Raw genomic sequence first — 16,722 nt, 5'->3', positions numbered from 1 at the left:
ATCGAATGACGAGGGGTGAGCGGAGAGGGCTGGACCGATTTTAAGCGGGCCAGGCGAGCCGGTCGAACTCCTGCCTGAGCGCATGAAGCTGCAGCGCCGCTTTACCGCCGCTTGCCGGTACGGCGGCGTAGCGCAGGTGCTCCAGGCGCATCAACCAGTCATGCAGGGCCTGACCTTGCTTGCCGTAGCGGCCCAGCACCTCCAGCGCCAGCTGGCGGGGCGAGGTGGCGGGCGTGCTGTGAAGGCCGGCCTTTTCCAGCCGCTTGCGTGTGCGGGCCAGCAGGCGCAGCCAGGGGTCGTGCTGCGCACGGTCCCACAGCGTCCAGGCCGCGCCGGCCAGGGCGGCCAGCACCACGATGCCGATCAGCACATAGCTCAAGTCTTCCCAGCTGGGGGACTCAAAGCCGATGTCTTTCAGCAAATTGAGTTGTTTGCCCTGGGTGTAGTTCAGCACCCACTGGTTCCAGCCGTTGTTCACGGCCTCCCAGGTGGCGCGCAGCTGCGCCGTCAGGGTCGGGCTGAAGTTGCCCAGGGCTTGTGCCACCACGCCTTGCGGTGCGGCCAGGCGCTGGAACGCCCCTGTGCGTCCCGGCGCCACTGCTGAGGTCGGGTCTACGCGCACCCAGCCTTCACCTGCCTGCCAGACTTCGGCCCAGGCATGCGCGTCGCTTTGCCGCACCATCCAGTAGCCGTCGACGCTGTTGAGCTCGCCGCCCTGGTAGCCGGTGACGATGCGCGCCGGAATGTCGAGGGCGCGCATCAGGATGACAAAGGCCGAGGCGATGTGTTCGCAAAAACCTTCCTTGCGGTCAAACCAGAATTCGTCGGCGGTGTGTTGCCCGTACACACCGGGCTCCAGCGTGTAAACGTAGCCCCCGGTGCGCAGCCGTTCCAGCGCAACTTGCACCAGCGTGCGGGTATTTGCCGCCGCATAACGCGGGTCGCGGCGAATCTCGGCTGCGAGCGCCAGCGTGCGGGGATTAAAGCCGGCCGGCAGCGCTACAAATTCCTGCAGGCCGATCACCTGCTGGCGCGGCCCATGCTTGAAGATCGGATAGCTCTGGGCCTTGTAGCGCACCAGATCGGTGACAGGCCGGTTGGTGAACCACTGGAGATCGGCCTCCATGGTATTGCGGTATCCGGGTAAGTCGGGGCTCTGCGGGGCCGCCTCCATCACGAAAATCCATGGTTGATTATTGGGGGCAAGAGTCACTTCATAGTTGACAGGCGCACCAGCCACTTCGAGGTTAGCAGGCAGGGCATAACGCGATGGCAGGAACGCGCGCAGCGGCTGCCAGTTGCGCCCATCGAAGTTTGAAAGCACAGGCCCCCTGAAGTACAGCTCTCGCTGGGGTGGTGGCTTGCCGCCCTCAAACCGGATGCGCATGGCCACGCTGTCGTCCAGTGCCAGGGTGGCGATAGTGCCCACCTGCATGCTGGGGCTCAGGCCGCTGCGGCCGGTCATGGCGTCGCTCGGTACTCCCCACAAAGGCGCCAGGCGCGGGAACAGCAAAAACAGCACCAGCATGATGGGCGCGCCCAACAGGGCCATCCATCCAGCTGTTTTGGCGGCTTGCAGCAGCGGCGGTTTGCCCACCGGCATGTGGGCATTGACCAGCACGGTCAGCAGCCCCATCAGCCCCAGCAGCATGCTGAAGGCGGTAAGCAGCGACTGCGAATAAAAGAAATTGCTCAGCATGCAGAAGAAGCCGAGAAAGAACACCACAAAGGCGTCGCGCCGGGCCCGCAGCTCCAGGGTCTTGAGCGTCAGCAACACCACCAGAAGAGTCACACCCGCATCGCGGCCGAGCAGGGTTCGGTGCGTCGTCAGCGTGGCGCCAATGGTCAGGGCCAGCAGGGCCAGCAGCCACCACTTGCCCGGCAGCGGCCGTGCCTGCACGGCCAGCCAGCCGCGCCACACCAGCACGGTATTGGCCAGTGCGCTGCACCACAGCGGCAGGTTGCCCACCTGCGGTAGCAGCACCCAGGCGATGACCAGCAACAGGAACAGGGTGTCGCGGGCGTCGCGGGGAAGGGTTTTGAGGCGGGTCAGCATTGTTGCTCCTGCTGACCGCCTTCGCGCTGTCTCGATTGCCGCGGGCTTTGCTGCGATTGCTGGCCGGGGGTTGCCCGGCTAGCAGTCCTAAGCAAATGGCACCCCAGTCGGACAAACCCAGAAACCATCAACATACCGCCAGCGCCTCCAGACAAAGCCGTTTATGCGCCTCCCCACTGGCAGGCTTGATCTCCAGCGAAGGCAACCTCAAGCCATAGTCCAGCGCAAGTTTGTCGGCCATCAACACCCAGGCACACAGCCGTGAAAGCTTTTGTTCAACACCGGCAGAGCCCGCATTCATGAAGTCCAGCCAGAGCTCATGCCGCTGGGCTTGCTGCGTGTCACGCACGACCAGGCCGTTGCCCTGTTCATCGGCCTTGGCTGCTTTTTTCCAGACGATCAGCTTCATGGGGTCGCCGCGGCGGTAACCGCGTACGCCGTCGAATTCACCCGTGCTCTGGGCCCGTGAGGCCGAGGCTGCGCCGCCGGAGCGGGGTTCGCCGGGCGGCAGCGGTGGCGGGTGGGCTTCGGGCTGCGGATAGACCAGGATCTGGGCAGCCGGGCGCCACACCGTCCAGACGCGAAAGGTGCCCAGCGGGTAACGGGTTTCAGCGGTCAGCGTCGGCAGCCGGTACAAGCCCCGCCGCGGCGGCGTGAAGGCCACCTGCACCACGCTGCTGCCCTGCGCGGGCACGTCGGTCCACACCCAGTGCTGCTCCCCGCCCTTTTTGGCGTCCTTTTTGGTGTCCACATCGTGTGGGTTCAGCACGCTCAGCCCGATGCCATGGCGCGCGGTACGCCTGGCGTTCATGAGTTTTACATCAAATGCGGCGGTAGCGCCCGCGTAGTGAGCGGGAGGCGCTACTAAATTCATAGTGAGTCCGCGCAGCGTGCCGTGGCAGACGTGCATGCCGACCAGAGCACTGCCGGCCAGCAGGAACGTCAGCAGGTAGCCCAGGTTGAGCTGGTAGTTGATGGAAGCCACCAGCAGCACCAGCAGCGTCACGCCCAGCATCAGGCCAGGCCGCGTGGGCAGGATGTACACGTTGCGCTGGGTCAGCGACACGCTGTCGGTGAACGGCAGCTTGCTTTGCCACCACTTCTGGAAGCGCCCGCGAATGAAGGCAAAAGGATTCCATTCGCGGGCCGCCGTGGAACCGGCTTTGCCGGGCCACTGGTGGCGCCCCCCGGGGGGGGAGGCGCCGGAGGCGCTTCGGGGGGTGTCCATCTTCTTCAGGGGAGGGGCACGGCGTCGAGCATGGCCCGCACCTGCTCCACAGGGCCGCGGCCGGCGTCGCTGACCGGAATGAGCCGGTGTGCGGCGGTTTGCGGCAGCACGGCAGCAATGTCGTCCGGCGCCACGTAGTCCCGCTTGCTCAGGAAGGCCTGTGCTTTGGCGGCCCGCATGATGGCAATGCCCGCGCGCGGGCTGAGGCCTTGCAGAAACCAGCGGCCTGAACGGGTCGCCGTGACCAGGTCCTGCAGGTAGTTCAGCAGCGGCTCCGACGCGTGAACCTGCGCCACCATCTGCTGCAGCTCCAGCAGGTCGTGCGGCGCCAGCAGGGCCGGCAGTTTTTCGAGCATGTCGCGGCGGTCGGCGCCCCGCAGCAATTCGCGTTCGGCGGCGCGGTCAGGGTAGCCCAGCGAAATCCGCATGTGAAAGCGATCCAGCTGGGACTCGGGCAGGGCGTAGGTGCCGAGCTGGTCGTGCGGATTCTGTGTGGCGATCACGAAAAACGGCAGGGGCAGGGGCCGGGTTTCGCCCTCGACCGTGACCTGCTTTTCCTCCATGGCTTCGAGCAGGGCGCTTTGGGTTTTCGGGCTGGCCCGGTTGATTTCATCGGCCAGCAGGACCTGCGCGAAAACCGGCCCGGGGTGAAACACAAAACTTTCTTTCTGGCGTTCGTAAATCGACACACCCGACAAATCGCTGGGCATCAGGTCGGCAGTGAACTGCACCCGCGAAAACTGCAGCCCGAATGAGCGTGACAGCGCATGGGCCAGCGTGGTTTTTCCGACGCCCGGAACGTCTTCAATCAGCAGGTGGCCGCCGGCCAGCAGGCAGGCCACGCAGTCCTGTACCTGCGCCGGTTTTCCGACGATGACCGTGTTAAGCTGATCAAGAAGTGCCTGGAGTTTTTCTGTGACTTTCATGGTGCCAACCATACCGTAATTTTTTACAAATTATTTCCCCCATGAACGCGACTGGTTATTTCACGCACGCAGATTGCCGCAAGCATGAGATGGGCCCCGGCCACCCGGAATGTCCGGAGCGGCTCGACGCCATTGACGACTGGTTGCTGGCGACCGGCGTCAAGGACGCCCTGGACGCGCGCGAGGCCCCCCTGGCAGCGCTGGGCGACATTGAGCTGGCGCACGACCGCATGATGGTGGCGGCGATCCGCGGCCTGAGCGACAGCCTGGTCGATGACATCAGGGCCGGCGGGCCGGCCTATGCGCAGATTGACCCCGATACCGCGCTCAATGCGCACACCTGGAACGCCGCCCTGCGTGCGACCGGCGCCGTGCTGGCGGCCACCGACGCCGTGATGTCCGGCGAGCTTGAGAACGCGTTTTGCGCGGTGCGCCCGCCGGGCCACCACGCCTGCCACAACCGGTCCATGGGATTTTGCGTTTTCAACAGCATCGCCGTTGCTGCCAAATATGCGCTGGAGCGCCACGGCCTCAAGCGCGTGGCGATTGTCGACTTCGACGTGCACCACGGCAACGGCACCGAGGACATCCTCAGCGGCGACGACCGTGTTCTGATGGTCAGCTTTTTCCAGCACCCGTTTTACCCTTATACCGGCACCGAAAACCACGCTGGCAACATGCTCAATCTGCCCGTGCCGGCCTATACCAAGGGCATGGCGGTGCGTGAGTTGATAGAAGCGGCGTGGATTCCGCGTCTGGAAGAATTCAAGCCCGAGATGATTTTCATCAGCGCCGGTTTTGATGCGCACCGCGACGACGACCTGGGCCAGATGGGACTGGTCGAGCAGGACTACGCCTGGATCACCCAGCGCCTGAAGGACGTCGCCAGGCGCCATTCGCAAGGCCGTATCGTCTCGTCGCTTGAAGGTGGCTACAACCTGAATGCGCTGGCGCGCAGCGTGGAAGCGCATATTCGCGTCCTGGCCGATTTGTAGGGCATTCATGAGTGCCGTATCTGCTGAGCTTTCGGCTCCCGTGCTTCACACGCATGACGCGCGCGGTGTCCACCGCCTGGTGCTGAACCGGGCGGCCACTTTTAATACGCTCAGTGAAGACGTGCTGTCTGCATTGCAGGCTGCGCTGGATTCGATCGCGGCCGACAGCTCGGCGCGAGCGGTGGTCATCTCCGCCGAGGGCAAGGCTTTTTGTGCCGGCCACAACCTCAAGGACATGCGGGCCCGGCCTGAGCTGGCCTATTACCAGAAACTCTTTGCGCAGTGCACACGCATGATGCTCAGCATCCAGAGGCTGCCGGTACCGGTGATTGCGCAAGTGCAGGGCCTGGCCACCGCGGCCGGGTGCCAGCTGGTGGCCCAATGTGATCTGGCGGTGGCCTCCAGCAATGCGACTTTTGGCGTGAATGGCATCGATGTGGGCCTCTTTTGCGCCACGCCCAGCGTGCCGCTGGTGCGCAACATGCCCGCCAAGCAGGCCATGGAAATGCTGATGACGGGAGACTTCATCACGGCCGACGAAGCGCGCGTGCGCGGGCTGGTCAACCGTGTCGTGCCGCTGGATTCGCTGGACGCCGAAGTCGAAAAACTCTTGCAGTCGCTCCTGTCCAAACCGCGCGAAGCACTCGCCATGGGCAAGGAGCTTTTTTACCAGCAACGTGAAACCGGCATCGAGGCCGCCTACCAATTGGCGGGCCAGTCCATGGCCTGCAACATGGCCCATGCCACGGCACAGGAAGGTGTGCAGGCCTTCATCGAAAAAAGGAAACCCCAATGGCCAGCGCCGGCGCCCTGACGACCCGTTCTGCTCCTCCCGTCCGCATTGATGCGCTGGATGACTGGTTTGCGGCACTGGCCCAGCCTACCGCCCTCACGGAGCTGGCCGCGCTGATTTCCTGCGCGTTGCTGGCCTGGCTGGTGGTGCGCATGGCGGGCCGCGCACGTATGGCGGTCGATGGGACTTCCATCCTTTTCGGGCGGCGCGTGATTGACGGCGTGCTGTTTCCGCTGCTGCTGCTTTTCTTTGCCAATGCGGTGCAGGTCCTTTTGGCGAGGACCTTTCCGTTGGCGGTATTCAAGGTAGCCATTCCCGTGCTGCTGTCGCTGGCGGTGATCCGCCTGGGGGTCAAGGTGCTGCAGGTGGCCTTCAAGGACGCACCGCTGGTGCGGGCCCTGGAGCGCACCATCTCCTGGCTGGCCTGGATCGCCATGGTGCTGTGGGTCAGCGGCTTCTTGCCTGTGATACTTGACGAGCTCGACGACATCAAGTGGAAGGTCGGCAACTCGACGTTGTCGGTGCGCACCATGCTTGAAGGCGCGGTGACAGCCGGTGTGGTGCTGCTGATCACCTTGTGGATATCTTCGGCCATCGAGGCGCGCCTGCTGCGTTCGGCCACCGGCAACGAGCTCTCCCTGCGCAAGGCTGTCAGCAATGCGGTGCGTGCCATGCTGATGTTTGTCGGCCTGATGCTGGCGCTGTCGTCGGTGGGCATTGACCTCAGGGCGTTGTCGGTGCTGGGCGGCGCGGTAGGCGTGGGTGTGGGCTTTGGCCTGCAGAAGCTGGCGGCCAACTACGTGAGCGGCTTTGTCATGCTGGCCGAGCGCAGTGTGCGCATCGGTGACAACGTGCGGGTGGACACCTTTGAAGGGCGCATTACCGATATCAATGCGCGCTACACCGTGGTGCGTGCACCGTCCGGGCGCGAATCCATCGTGCCCAACGAGATGTTCATCAGCAGCCGTGTTGAAAACCTCTCGCTCAGCGATACGCAGGTGCTGCAGTCCACCGTGGTGTCGGTGAGCTATGACAGCGACGTCGAGCTGGTGATGGGCCTGCTCAGTGAAGCCGCGCTCAAGCAGGACCGTGTGCTGCGCGACCCTGGCCCCAGCGTCAATCTGACCCACTTTGGCGTCGACGGGCTCGAGTTCACGCTCAACTACTGGATGGTTGATCCCGAAAACGGCCAGCAGAACCTGCGCTCGCGTGTCAACCTCGCCGTCCTGGAGTCGCTGCGTTCGCACGGCATCGAAATTCCGTACCCGCAGCGTGTGGTGCATACCCGCGTGAGCATTTCGGAGAATGCAAAAAGCGCGGAGGGCGAGAAGGGCGCTACCGGTGCCAAGCCTTCCTGAGCAGCCCACAAACGGCCTGCAGCGCGTCTTTTCCCTGTTCCGTCACCTGTCGCCGCATCGGCAGTTGACGCCTGAAAGACACCTGCAGGCCAAGGGTTGGGCAGGATGCTCTAATTCCGTGTGTCCGGCCCTCTATAATGAAAAATAGAACGATCGTTCTTTTTCTGCCTGGTTCCCCTTGATACCCTCTGGCAACCAGTTCCGCAGCCCGCATCAGGGGCGCCGCAGCATAGAATGCAGAGCTTACGTTTACGTTAACGTCAATTCAGTCCCGATTTCATTTCGATTTCAATCAGTACTCAATCCATCAACTCTGGAGTCCTCTCATGAAGGTCTTGGTTCCCGTCAAACGCGTTGTGGACTACAACGTCAAAGTCCGCGTCAAATCCGATGGCACTGGTGTCGACATCGCCAACGTCAAGATGAGCATGAACCCGTTTGACGAGATCGCCGTTGAAGAAGCGACCCGCCTGAAGGAAAAGGGCGTCGTGACCGAGGTCATCGCCGTGAGCTGCGGCGTGTTGCAGTGCCAGGAAACCCTGCGCACCGCCATGGCCATCGGCGCCGATCGCGCCATTCTGGTCGAAACTGCCGAAGAACTGCAGCCGCTGGCCGTCGCCAAGCTGCTCAAGGCCCTGGTCGAAAAAGAACAACCCCAACTCGTCATCCTCGGCAAACAGGCCATTGACGACGACTGCAACCAGACCGGCCAGATGCTGGCCGCGCTGCTGGGCTGGCCACAAGCCACCTTTGCCTCCAAGGTTGAAGTTGAAGGCGGCACTGCCAAGGTCACGCGCGAAGTCGACGGCGGCCTGGAAACCCTCTCGCTCACGCTGCCGGCCATCATCACGACCGACCTGCGCCTCAATGAGCCGCGCTACGTCACCTTGCCCAACATCATGAAGGCCAAGAAAAAGCAGCTCGACAACATCAAGCCCGAAGAGCTCGGCGTGGACGTCAAGCCGCGCATCAAGACCCTGAAGGTCAGCGAGCCGCCCAAGCGCAGCGCAGGCATCAAGGTGGCCGACGTGGCCGCCCTGGTGGACAAGCTCAAGAACGAAGCCAAAGTAATTTAAGGACTGATGACATGACCGCACTCGTTATTGCAGAACACGACAACGCCAGCATCAAGCCCGCGACCCTCAACACCGTAACGGCTGCCGCCCAGTGCGGCGGCGATGTGCACGTGCTGGTGGCCGGCAAGGGCGCCGAAGCCGCCGCCAAGGCAGCCGCCGCCATTGCCGGCGTGGCCAAAGTCATCCACGTCGAAGGCGAGCATTTCGCCCATGGCCTGGCCGAGAACATGGCCGCGCAGGTACTGGCCATCGCCAGCGCCTATTCGCACATCCTGTTTCCCGCCACTGCCTCGGGCAAGAACATCGCCCCCCGTGTGGCCGCGACGCTGGACGTCGGCCAGATTTCCGACATCACCAAGGTCGATGCCGCCGACACTTTTGAGCGCCCCATCTACGCCGGCAATGCGATTGCCATCGTGCAAAGCCTGGACGCGACCAAAGTCATCACCGTGCGCACCACCGGCTTTGACGCTGCTGCCGCCACTGGTGGCTCCGCTGCGATCGAAACGCCCGCGGGCGTTGCCGACAGCGGCAAGTCGACCTTCCTGGGCTCCGAGATCGCCAAGAGCGACCGCCCCGAGCTGACGGCTGCCAAGATCATCGTCTCCGGTGGCCGCGCGATGGGCTCCAGCGAGAAATTCAACGAAGTGCTTACGCCGCTGGCCGACAAGCTGGGTGCAGCTCTCGGCGCATCGCGCGCAGCGGTTGACGCGGGCTACGCCCCCAATGACTGGCAAGTGGGCCAGACCGGCAAGATTGTCGCGCCCCAGCTCTACATCGCCGCCGGTATTTCCGGTGCGATCCAACACCTGGCCGGCATGAAAGACAGCAAGGTCATCGTGGCGATCAACAAGGACCCGGAAGCGCCGATCTTCAGCGTGGCGGATTACGGCCTGGAAGCTGACTTGTTCACGGCTGTGCCCGAGCTGGTTGCCGCACTGTAATGCGGTTTCAGGCCAGCGCGACATGAAAGCCAGGCAGCAACCCGGCCAATCCGGCATGAGGCGAGGCGCATGCATCGCCTTGATGCTGACGGGCTTGCTCCTCACTGCGTGCGCGGGGCTTGACCGCAAAGTCGAACAGGTCAGCGTCAAGTCGGAAATCAAGGAGCCTGTGACGTCTTTGGCCCTGATTTTTGTGACCCCCGAGTGGGCCAACCAGAACCCGGATCTGGTCAAAGGCTACAGGCTCTCGGGTGTACTCGACAACCGCTTGATGAACCAAAGTGTTGGGCATGCCGCAGAGTTCATGCAGCTCAACGGTGTTCCCGCAAAGTACGCGGGTACGTTCGGTCAGCGTTCCAATATCAGGGGCGTGCTGGGCGAATGGTCCGGCCAGGGTTACAACACGCTGCTGTTTGTTCCGATGGGCTCTACCGTTACCTCCCAGGGCCATGAAGCCCGCAGGGGTTCTACCCGCTACCGCGTGACGCTGTACAGCAAGAAGCTCGTGCCCATGCTGGAGTTTCAGGATGCGTTTTACGCTTCGGCCCCGGACTCGGGTCATGTGGACTTGATGGCGGCGGGCTGGCTCAATGCCTTGATGGACAACGGTTATGTCGTGCGGAAATCCGAAAAACTGGTGGAACCTCCAGTTCGTGATTTCTCGCCCTAGATTCGCGAGAGGCCGTGTGGCAAGCGGCCCCGGCTACGCCTGGCACAGGCCAAACCAGCAGACCACTGTGGCACAGCTTTTAATGGCCTTCGCCGCGCAATAAGTTAATTTTCGGAGACAAAACATGACATACAAAGCCCCCCTCAAGGACATGCTGTTTGACATCAAACATCTGGCCAACATCGAACAGATCGCGCAAATCCCCGGCTTTGAAGAAGCCGGCTTCGACACCGCGCAAGCGGTGCTCGAGGAATGCGCCAAGTTCAACGAGGGCGTGCTGGCTCCGCTCAACCGTGACGGTGACATCAATCCGTCGAGCTTTCAATCCGGCGAAGTCACCACCACGCCAGGCTTCAAGGAGGCCTTCCGCCAATACGTCGAAGGCGGCTGGCAAGGCCTGCAGCACCCGGCTGATTTTGGCGGCCAGGGTTTGCCCAAAACCATAGGTGCGGCCTGCGGTGAAATGCTCAACTCCGCCAACATGAGTTTTGCGCTGTGCCCGCTGCTCAGCGACGGCGCCATTGAAGCCCTGCTCACGGCCGGCTCCGACGACCTCAAGGCGGTCTATCTTGAAAAGCTGGTGAGCGGCCAATGGACTGGCACCATGAACCTGACCGAGCCGCAAGCTGGTTCGGACCTCGCCATGGTGCGCAGCCGAGCCGAGCCGCAGCCCGACGGCACGTACAAGGTGTTCGGTACCAAGATCTTCATCACCTATGGTGAGCACGACATGGCCGAGAACATCGTGCACCTGGTGCTGGCGCGCGTCACCGGCGCACCCGAGGGTGTCAAGGGCATCAGCCTCTTTGTCGTGCCCAAGTTCATGGTCGGCAAAGACGGCGCCCTGGGCGCGCGCAACGACGTGCATTGCGTGAGCATCGAGCACAAGATGGGCATCAAAGCATCGCCCACTGCCGTGCTGCAGTACGGCGACCATGGCGGCGCCGTGGGCTACATCGTCGGTGAAGAAAACCGCGGCCTTGAGTACATGTTCATCATGATGAACTCGGCGCGCTACGCGGTCGGCATGCAAGGCATCGCGATTGCCGAACGCGCCTACCAGAAAGCTGTGGAATTTTCCAAAGACCGCGTGCAAAGCCGACCGGTTGACGGTTCCATCAAGGCCAGCGCGCCCATCATCCATCACCCGGACGTCAAGCGCATGCTGATGACCATGCGCGCCTACATCGAAGGCTGTCGCGCCATGGCTTCTGTCGCTGCTGCGGCGTACGACGCAACGCATCACCACCCCGATGCGGACGTGCGCAAACAGAACCAGGCGTTTTACGAATTCATGGTGCCGCTGGTCAAGGGCTACAGCACCGAGATGAGCCTGGAAGTGACTTCGCTGGGTGTGCAGGTGCACGGCGGCATGGGCTTTATTGAAGAAACCGGCGCGGCCCAGTACTACCGCGACGCCAAGATTCTGACGATCTATGAAGGCACGACCGCGATCCAGGCCAACGACCTGATTGGCCGCAAGACTTCGCGCGATGGCGGCCAGACGGCCAAGGCGATTGCAGCGCAGATCGAAAAAACCGAAAGCGAATTGCTCAGGCAGGGCAGCGCCGACGCGCTGGCCGTGGCCAAGCGCCTGAAGGCCGCGCGCCTGGCATTCATCGATGTGGTGGATTTCGTGGCCGGCAACACCAAAGCCAGTCCCAACGCCGTGTTTGCCGGCAGCGTGCCTTACCTCATGCTCGCGGGCAACGTGGTGGCCGGCTGGCAGATGGCGCGTTCGCTGCTGGTGGCGCAAGAGCAAATCGCGCAGGGCGTTGATGTTGCCTTCATGCAGGCCAAGATCACCACCGCGCGTTTTTATGCTGACCACCTGCTGACCAAGGTGCCCGGCGTGCGCGACAGCATTGTCGACGGTGCAGACAGCGTCACGGCGCTGGCGCTGGATGCGTTCTGATCCTGTACACGCTGCTATTTATTTGATAGCTGCTTGCGCCCGTCAGTAAAGGGTTGTAGCATGTTTTTCTTGAATTCAGAATAATAACGGAGCCACCATGTCCAGACTGCCCGGCGCATTGAACAAGCTGCCTTTGCCCATCATCGGTTCGCCGCTCTTCATCATCAGCAATCCCAAGCTGGTCATCGCGCAGTGCAAAGCCGGCGTGGTGGGCGCCATGCCCGCGCTCAACGCACGGCCTGCATCGCAGCTCGATGAGTGGCTGGCCGAGATCACCGAGGCACTGGCAGCCCACAACAAGGCCAACCCCGACAAGCCGGCGGCGCCTTTTGCCATCAACCAGATCGTGCACAAGTCCAACGACCGCCTGGAGCACGACATGGAAATGTGCGTGAAGTACAAGGTGCCCATCTACATCACCAGCCTGGGTGCGCGCGAAGACATCAACGCTGCCGCCCACAGCTACGGCGGCGTGGTGCTGCACGACATCATCAACAACAAATTCGCACGCAAGGCGATTGAAAAGGGCGCCGACGGCCTGGTGGCCGTGGCCGCCGGTGCGGGCGGCCACGCAGGCGTGAAGAGCCCGTTCGCGCTGATCCAGGAAATCCGCCAGTGGTTTGACGGCCCCCTGGCGCTGTCGGGCGCCATCTCTACCGGCGGCGCGGTGCTGGCCGCGCAGGCCATGGGCGCCGACTTCGCCTACATCGGTTCGGCCTTCATCGCCACGGACGAAGCGCGCGCAGCCGACGCCTACAAGCAGGCCATCGTTGACGGAAATTCCGACGACATCGTTTACAGCAGCCTCTTCACCGGTGTGCACGGCAACTACCTCGCGCCGTCGATTCGCGCAGCCGGCATGGACCCTGAGAACCTTCCCGAAGGCGACGTCAAGACCATGAACTTTGGCGGCGGCGAAGGCAGCAAGTCCAAGGCCTGGAAAGACATCTGGGGCTGCGGGCAGGGCATTGGGTCTGTCAGCAAGGTCCAAAGCGCCGCGGCCTTTGTGGACCAGCTCAGGCGCGAGTACGAGCTGGCACGCCAGCGGGTCTGCGCTTAAGCGTCATCGGTACCCAGAGCAGCGCTGCGCCTGAAACACCCGCCTTGACCACCGCAACCCGACGCTTTCCCGGCATGGATGCCCTCAAAGGGCTGGCCTGCGTCATGATCGTTTTGCATCACCTGGCCTTTTATGGCCCGATGTCGGATGTGGTGCACCCGTTTGCACCGGCCCCGATGGACTGGCTTTACGACTACGGCCGCATGGCCGTGCAGGTGTTCCTCGTCGTGAGTGGTTTTCTGGCGGCGGCCTCGCTTGCGCCGCAAGGTGTGGCCGTGTTCGGTGCACCTGGCTCCCTGATTTTTCGCCGCTACTGGCGGCTCGTCAAACCCTATCTTGTGGCGCTGGCCGTGAGCATGCTGGTGGCTGCGCTGGTCAGGCCCTGGTTCGCGCACCATTCCGTGCCGGATGCTCCCACGGTGCACCAGCTGCTGGCCCATGTCCTGCTGCTGCAGGACCTGCTCGGGCAGGACGCGCTTTCTGCTGGTGTCTGGTACGTGGCCATCGACTTCCAGCTCTACGCCATGGCGGTTCTCATTTTTGCCTTTGCCCGGCGGTTCCAGTTTCAGCCGCATGACGGCGACGCAACACACACCACTTCGGTTTCGGCCCCGCTCGGCGTCAGCCTCATTCTGATGGTCGCCTTGGCCTCGCTCCTGTTTTTCAACCGCTTGCCGGCCTTTGATGTCACCGCCCTCTATTTTTGCGGCTCCTATGCCCTGGGGATGCTGGCCTTCTGGGCCGCAAACCGTCTCGGCGCGCGGCGCAGCTTCTGGCTCGTGACCCTGGCGGTCATGGGTGGGCTGGCCCTGGCGCTTGATTTCCGGGGGCGCCTGGTGGTGGCGCTCGTTACCGCCTTCGGTCTGGCCTGGCTGGCGGTGCTGCAGCCGCAGGCCTGGCCGGTGCAATGGTTGCAGCAGCGCCGTCTGGTGCAGCTGGGCCAGATGTCCTATTCCGTGTTCCTCATCCACTTCCCTGTGTGCCTGCTGGTCAATGCCATCGTGAGCCATTTCTGGCCCACGCAGCTTGCGGCAAACGTGTTGGGCCTGTTGACGGCCTTCCTGCTGTCGCTGCTGGCGGGCTGGGTGCTGTACCAGTCGGTGGAATCGCGACCGATTCCTTTGCGGCCGCGCTGGTTGAGTCGCTTTTATTTGCGTTAAAAAGCAGCTCCTCGCCTTTCTGGACGAGCGCAACTTGCTATTGAATTAATAGCATTCAACTGGAGCCGGGCTCACCGCCTGAACATCTCCAGCTTCAACACGGCAGGCTCACCCAGCCATGAGGCATGCGTGGTGTGGTCGGCAAGGTCATCGCCGGTGAGCCCGTGCACAAACACATCCAGTCCGTCGCGGTGTTCTTCGAGCCAGGGAATGACGCTGCCGAACGCCGCGCGGTCAAATGCCAGCTGGCAACTCCAGCGCGGGTGCGGCCCCACCTCGCGTTCATGCACACGCCCCACGGCAATCCCGAAAAGCGCGCCAGCTTTTTCGCACAGGGCACGTGCCTGCTCAACGGTGCCGGGCCCGAAATACACGTGGGCGTGATAGCGGGCATAAAGGTTTTCAGGTCGCTGGATCATGGTGAAACGGAAGGGAGGAGAGGGAAGGGAAAATGGAAAAGGGGCGTATCCATCACGCATTGGATGAGGCCTCAGGCATCCTCCAGAAACGTCAGGGTCGGTAGCGGTACATCGGGGTTTTCTTCGCGGACTTTTGCATGCGTCTGCTTCATGCGCTGCTGGCAATGTGCCAGGTCTTTCACCTGAAACAGAAAAAACACCTCTGCTGCGTCTTCCGCGTTTTGCCAGAGATACTTCAGATACATGCCTTGCTTCGCATGTTCATCCGCATCTTTTTCCAGCTGCTGTTTGACGGCGGCCAGCGGCGCGCCGGTGAGTTTTGCCAGTACGTGTGCCATGGGATGTCTCCTGCTTTAAACCCATTATTGCGAGCACTGCTGCAGACATTTGCCAAAGGGTTTTTGTTTGAATATACTGTATTTATATACAGTATTTTTCTGCGGCCCTGCCGGGCACCGCTACCTTCCACCGAATCTTGTTGCCCTATGTCCGACGCCGTCATTCCCCTCCATGCCATCAAGGGCCGGGGCACTGCTACACGCATGCCGCACCGGTTTGAGAAAGACGTGCGCAACGCATGGGACGACGGCTGGGGTACGCTGGAAGAAGGTGTCTCCAGCGAGGCGCCCCGGATCGAAACCACGGTCACGATGGAAGACGCCCGCAGCGCGATTGTCGGCAACGATTCGCCCGATATCTTTTTTGACTACAGCATCAATCCCTACCGGGGCTGCGAGCATGGCTGTGTGTACTGTTATGCGCGGCCCACACACAGCTACCTCAATCTTTCGCCAGGGCTTGATTTTGAAACGAAGATCATCGCCAAGCGCAACATTGCCGAGGTGTTGCGCGCCGACCTGCGCAAACGCAGCTATGTTCCCAAGCTGCTCAATATCGGCTCGGCCACCGACTGCTACCAGCCCGCCGAGCGCGAGCTGCGACTGACGCGCAGCATCATTGAGGTGATGCAGGAAGTGCGGCACCCGTTCTCTTTGATCACCAAATCCAGCGGCGTGGAGCGCGACCTCGACTTGCTGGCGCCGCTGGCCGCTGACAAGCTGGCCGCCGCCTACGTGACCATCACCACGCTCGACGGCGAACTCGCGCGCAAGCTCGAGCCGCGCGCGGCCGCACCGCACCGGCGCCTGCGCACCATCCGCACGCTGGCAGAGCACGGCGTGCCGGTCGGCGTGAGCGTGGCGCCGCAAATCCCGTTTGTGAACGAGGACATGGAGCATGTGCTGGAGGCGGCCTGGGAGGCCGGTGCACGCAGCGCGTTCTACACCGTGATCCGCTTGCCCTGGGAAGTGGCGCCCATTTTCAAGGAATGGCTGGAGCTGCACTACCCGCAGCGCGCCGCGCGCATCATGGCGCGCATCCACGAAATGCGCGGCGGCAAGGACTACGACAGCGACTTCGCCACGCGCATGAAAGGTCACGGCCTGTGGGCCGAGCTCATCAAGCAGCGCTTTGAGAAAGCCTGCAACCGGATCGGCTTTAACCGGCAGCGCATTGAGCTGGACATGAGCCAGTTCCGGCCGCCGGACGCGGCGGGCGCCGAGGGGCAGGGCAGGCTGTTCTGAGGGGTCATGCGTCAGTTCGATGCGAGGGCTATAGTCCAAAAATGGTGTGCGTCACGCCTCATGCTGTTTGAAAATAAAAGGAGTTCATCTTGGCCCTCGAGTGGAAGTTTTCATCGGAAGGCATGGCCGACGCGGACTGGGAAGAGCTGTCGAATCTTTACCGCGTTGCCCCCTTGGGCGACAAGAAGCCTGCGGATCTGCAGATTGTTTTCTCCAACAGCATGTTCAAGTGTTTTGTGTATGACGCCGGCAAGCTGATCGCTGCGGGCCGTGCGGTAGCGGATGGCAGGGACTGCTCCTACATCTGCGACATCGCGGTAGCGCCGGACCGGCAGGGATCAGGTATGGGCAAGGACATGGTTGCGGCGCTGGTGAAGCTTTCCAGTGGCCACAAAAAAATCATCCTGTACGCGGTCGCCGGCAAAGAGCCGTTTTACCGCAAGCTCGGCTTTCGGCGCATGCTGACCGCGATGGCGATTTTTGCGAATACCGAGCAGGCGATTCAGAGTGGTTTGATCAGCGACACCTGATTCTGGTGC

At 62.4% G+C, this 16,722-nt stretch carries 16 protein-coding genes; 11 read left to right on the top strand and 5 right to left on the bottom strand.

The window, feature by feature from the left end; all coding sequences use genetic code 11:
• Nucleotides 1–40: 40 nt before the first annotated feature.
• From AC1DWQ_RS19465 to AC1DWQ_RS19455, 3 genes are all read right to left on the bottom strand, one after another.
• Nucleotides 41–2,056, bottom strand: a complete 2,016-nt coding sequence (locus tag AC1DWQ_RS19465) for a transglutaminase TgpA family protein (protein WP_477671090.1) — start codon at nt 2,054–2,056, stop codon at nt 41–43.
• Nucleotides 2,057–2,183: 127 nt separating this feature from the next.
• Nucleotides 2,184–3,284, bottom strand: coding sequence for a DUF58 domain-containing protein (locus AC1DWQ_RS19460; RefSeq protein ID WP_477671089.1), 1,101 nt, complete (start codon nt 3,282–3,284; stop codon nt 2,184–2,186).
• A 5-nt stretch (nt 3,285–3,289) separates the two neighbouring features.
• Nucleotides 3,290–4,210 carry an AAA family ATPase gene (locus AC1DWQ_RS19455; RefSeq protein ID WP_457278892.1) on the bottom strand — a complete coding sequence of 307 codons (921 nt, stop codon included), beginning with the start codon at nt 4,208–4,210 and terminating at the stop codon, nt 3,290–3,292.
• A 41-nt stretch (nt 4,211–4,251) separates the two neighbouring features.
• Here AC1DWQ_RS19455 and AC1DWQ_RS19450 point away from each other — a divergent pair, with 41 nt between their 5' ends.
• The 9 genes from AC1DWQ_RS19450 (at nt 4,252) to AC1DWQ_RS19410 (ending at nt 14,181) form a co-directional block, all read left to right on the top strand.
• Nucleotides 4,252–5,205, top strand: coding sequence for a histone deacetylase family protein (locus AC1DWQ_RS19450; protein ID WP_477671088.1), 954 nt, complete (start codon nt 4,252–4,254; stop codon nt 5,203–5,205).
• A gap of 7 nt (nt 5,206–5,212) precedes the next feature.
• Nucleotides 5,213–6,019, top strand: a complete 807-nt coding sequence (locus tag AC1DWQ_RS19445) for an enoyl-CoA hydratase (protein WP_477671087.1) — start codon at nt 5,213–5,215, stop codon at nt 6,017–6,019.
• Nucleotides 5,998–7,356, top strand: a complete 1,359-nt coding sequence (locus AC1DWQ_RS19440) for a mechanosensitive ion channel family protein (protein ID WP_477671086.1) — start codon at nt 5,998–6,000, stop codon at nt 7,354–7,356. The genes AC1DWQ_RS19445 and AC1DWQ_RS19440 overlap by 22 nt, the downstream gene beginning before the upstream one ends.
• A gap of 326 nt (nt 7,357–7,682) precedes the next feature.
• Nucleotides 7,683–8,432: an electron transfer flavoprotein subunit beta/FixA family protein gene (locus tag AC1DWQ_RS19435; protein ID WP_436155153.1), complete on the top strand. Its 750-nt coding sequence runs from the start codon at nt 7,683–7,685 to the stop codon at nt 8,430–8,432.
• A gap of 11 nt (nt 8,433–8,443) precedes the next feature.
• The gene (locus AC1DWQ_RS19430; protein WP_477671085.1) at nt 8,444–9,376 is read left to right on the top strand and encodes an electron transfer flavoprotein subunit alpha/FixB family protein; all 933 of its coding nucleotides are present in this window, start codon (nt 8,444–8,446) and stop codon (nt 9,374–9,376) included.
• 55 nt (nt 9,377–9,431) lie between these two features.
• Nucleotides 9,432–10,046, top strand: coding sequence for a hypothetical protein (locus AC1DWQ_RS19425; protein ID WP_477671084.1), 615 nt, complete (start codon nt 9,432–9,434; stop codon nt 10,044–10,046).
• A gap of 124 nt (nt 10,047–10,170) precedes the next feature.
• Nucleotides 10,171–11,961 (top strand): acyl-CoA dehydrogenase, encoded by a 1,791-nt coding sequence (locus AC1DWQ_RS19420; protein ID WP_477671083.1) that lies wholly within the window; start codon nt 10,171–10,173, stop codon nt 11,959–11,961.
• Nucleotides 11,962–12,058: 97 nt separating this feature from the next.
• Nucleotides 12,059–13,021 (top strand): NAD(P)H-dependent flavin oxidoreductase, encoded by a 963-nt coding sequence (locus tag AC1DWQ_RS19415; protein ID WP_477671082.1) that lies wholly within the window; start codon nt 12,059–12,061, stop codon nt 13,019–13,021.
• A gap of 44 nt (nt 13,022–13,065) precedes the next feature.
• Nucleotides 13,066–14,181, top strand: coding sequence for an acyltransferase family protein (locus AC1DWQ_RS19410; protein ID WP_477671081.1), 1,116 nt, complete (start codon nt 13,066–13,068; stop codon nt 14,179–14,181).
• 71 nt (nt 14,182–14,252) lie between these two features.
• On the opposite strand, the gene AC1DWQ_RS19405 is transcribed toward AC1DWQ_RS19410, so the two are convergent.
• Together AC1DWQ_RS19405 and AC1DWQ_RS19400 are read right to left on the bottom strand one after the other, a co-directional pair.
• Entirely contained in the window at nt 14,253–14,600 is a 348-nt protein-coding gene (locus tag AC1DWQ_RS19405; protein ID WP_477671080.1) for a DOPA 4,5-dioxygenase family protein, read from the bottom strand.
• A gap of 71 nt (nt 14,601–14,671) precedes the next feature.
• Nucleotides 14,672–14,938 carry a hypothetical protein gene (locus AC1DWQ_RS19400; protein WP_477671079.1) on the bottom strand — a complete coding sequence of 89 codons (267 nt, stop codon included), beginning with the start codon at nt 14,936–14,938 and terminating at the stop codon, nt 14,672–14,674.
• 147 nt (nt 14,939–15,085) lie between these two features.
• On the opposite strand from AC1DWQ_RS19400, the gene AC1DWQ_RS19395 reads away from it, so the two are divergent.
• Both AC1DWQ_RS19395 and AC1DWQ_RS19390 read left to right on the top strand, forming a co-directional pair.
• Nucleotides 15,086–16,183: a PA0069 family radical SAM protein gene (locus tag AC1DWQ_RS19395; protein ID WP_477671078.1), complete on the top strand. Its 1,098-nt coding sequence runs from the start codon at nt 15,086–15,088 to the stop codon at nt 16,181–16,183.
• A gap of 89 nt (nt 16,184–16,272) precedes the next feature.
• On the top strand, nt 16,273–16,713 hold the full coding sequence (locus AC1DWQ_RS19390) for a GNAT family N-acetyltransferase (protein ID WP_477671077.1): 441 nt from the start codon (nt 16,273–16,275) through the stop codon (nt 16,711–16,713).
• Nucleotides 16,714–16,722 lie beyond the last annotated feature (9 nt).

Source organism: Polaromonas sp. P2_G11 (genome assembly GCF_056403595.1).
The sequence above is the reverse complement of the archived record's forward strand: the minus strand, read 5'-3'. Positions and strand labels throughout refer to the sequence as shown.

What these genes read in the sequence shown, in the direction of transcription:
- AC1DWQ_RS19445 (WP_477671087.1), top strand. Translation starts at nt 5,213, where the DNA reads ATGAGTGCCGTATCTGCTGAGCTTTCGGCTCCCGTGCTTCACACGCAT.
- AC1DWQ_RS19400 (WP_477671079.1), bottom strand. Translation starts at nt 14,938, where the DNA reads ATGGCACACGTACTGGCAAAACTCACCGGCGCGCCGCTGGCCGCCGTC.
- AC1DWQ_RS19465 (WP_477671090.1), bottom strand. Translation starts at nt 2,056, where the DNA reads ATGCTGACCCGCCTCAAAACCCTTCCCCGCGACGCCCGCGACACCCTG.
- AC1DWQ_RS19430 (WP_477671085.1), top strand. Translation starts at nt 8,444, where the DNA reads ATGACCGCACTCGTTATTGCAGAACACGACAACGCCAGCATCAAGCCC.
- AC1DWQ_RS19405 (WP_477671080.1), bottom strand. Translation starts at nt 14,600, where the DNA reads ATGATCCAGCGACCTGAAAACCTTTATGCCCGCTATCACGCCCACGTG.
- AC1DWQ_RS19440 (WP_477671086.1), top strand. Translation starts at nt 5,998, where the DNA reads ATGGCCAGCGCCGGCGCCCTGACGACCCGTTCTGCTCCTCCCGTCCGC.
- AC1DWQ_RS19460 (WP_477671089.1), bottom strand. Translation starts at nt 3,284, where the DNA reads ATGGACACCCCCCGAAGCGCCTCCGGCGCCTCCCCCCCCGGGGGGCGC.
- AC1DWQ_RS19450 (WP_477671088.1), top strand. Translation starts at nt 4,252, where the DNA reads ATGAACGCGACTGGTTATTTCACGCACGCAGATTGCCGCAAGCATGAG.
- AC1DWQ_RS19455 (WP_457278892.1), bottom strand. Translation starts at nt 4,210, where the DNA reads ATGAAAGTCACAGAAAAACTCCAGGCACTTCTTGATCAGCTTAACACG.
- AC1DWQ_RS19415 (WP_477671082.1), top strand. Translation starts at nt 12,059, where the DNA reads ATGTCCAGACTGCCCGGCGCATTGAACAAGCTGCCTTTGCCCATCATC.
- AC1DWQ_RS19425 (WP_477671084.1), top strand. Translation starts at nt 9,432, where the DNA reads ATGAGGCGAGGCGCATGCATCGCCTTGATGCTGACGGGCTTGCTCCTC.
- AC1DWQ_RS19395 (WP_477671078.1), top strand. Translation starts at nt 15,086, where the DNA reads ATGTCCGACGCCGTCATTCCCCTCCATGCCATCAAGGGCCGGGGCACT.
- AC1DWQ_RS19435 (WP_436155153.1), top strand. Translation starts at nt 7,683, where the DNA reads ATGAAGGTCTTGGTTCCCGTCAAACGCGTTGTGGACTACAACGTCAAA.
- AC1DWQ_RS19420 (WP_477671083.1), top strand. Translation starts at nt 10,171, where the DNA reads ATGACATACAAAGCCCCCCTCAAGGACATGCTGTTTGACATCAAACAT.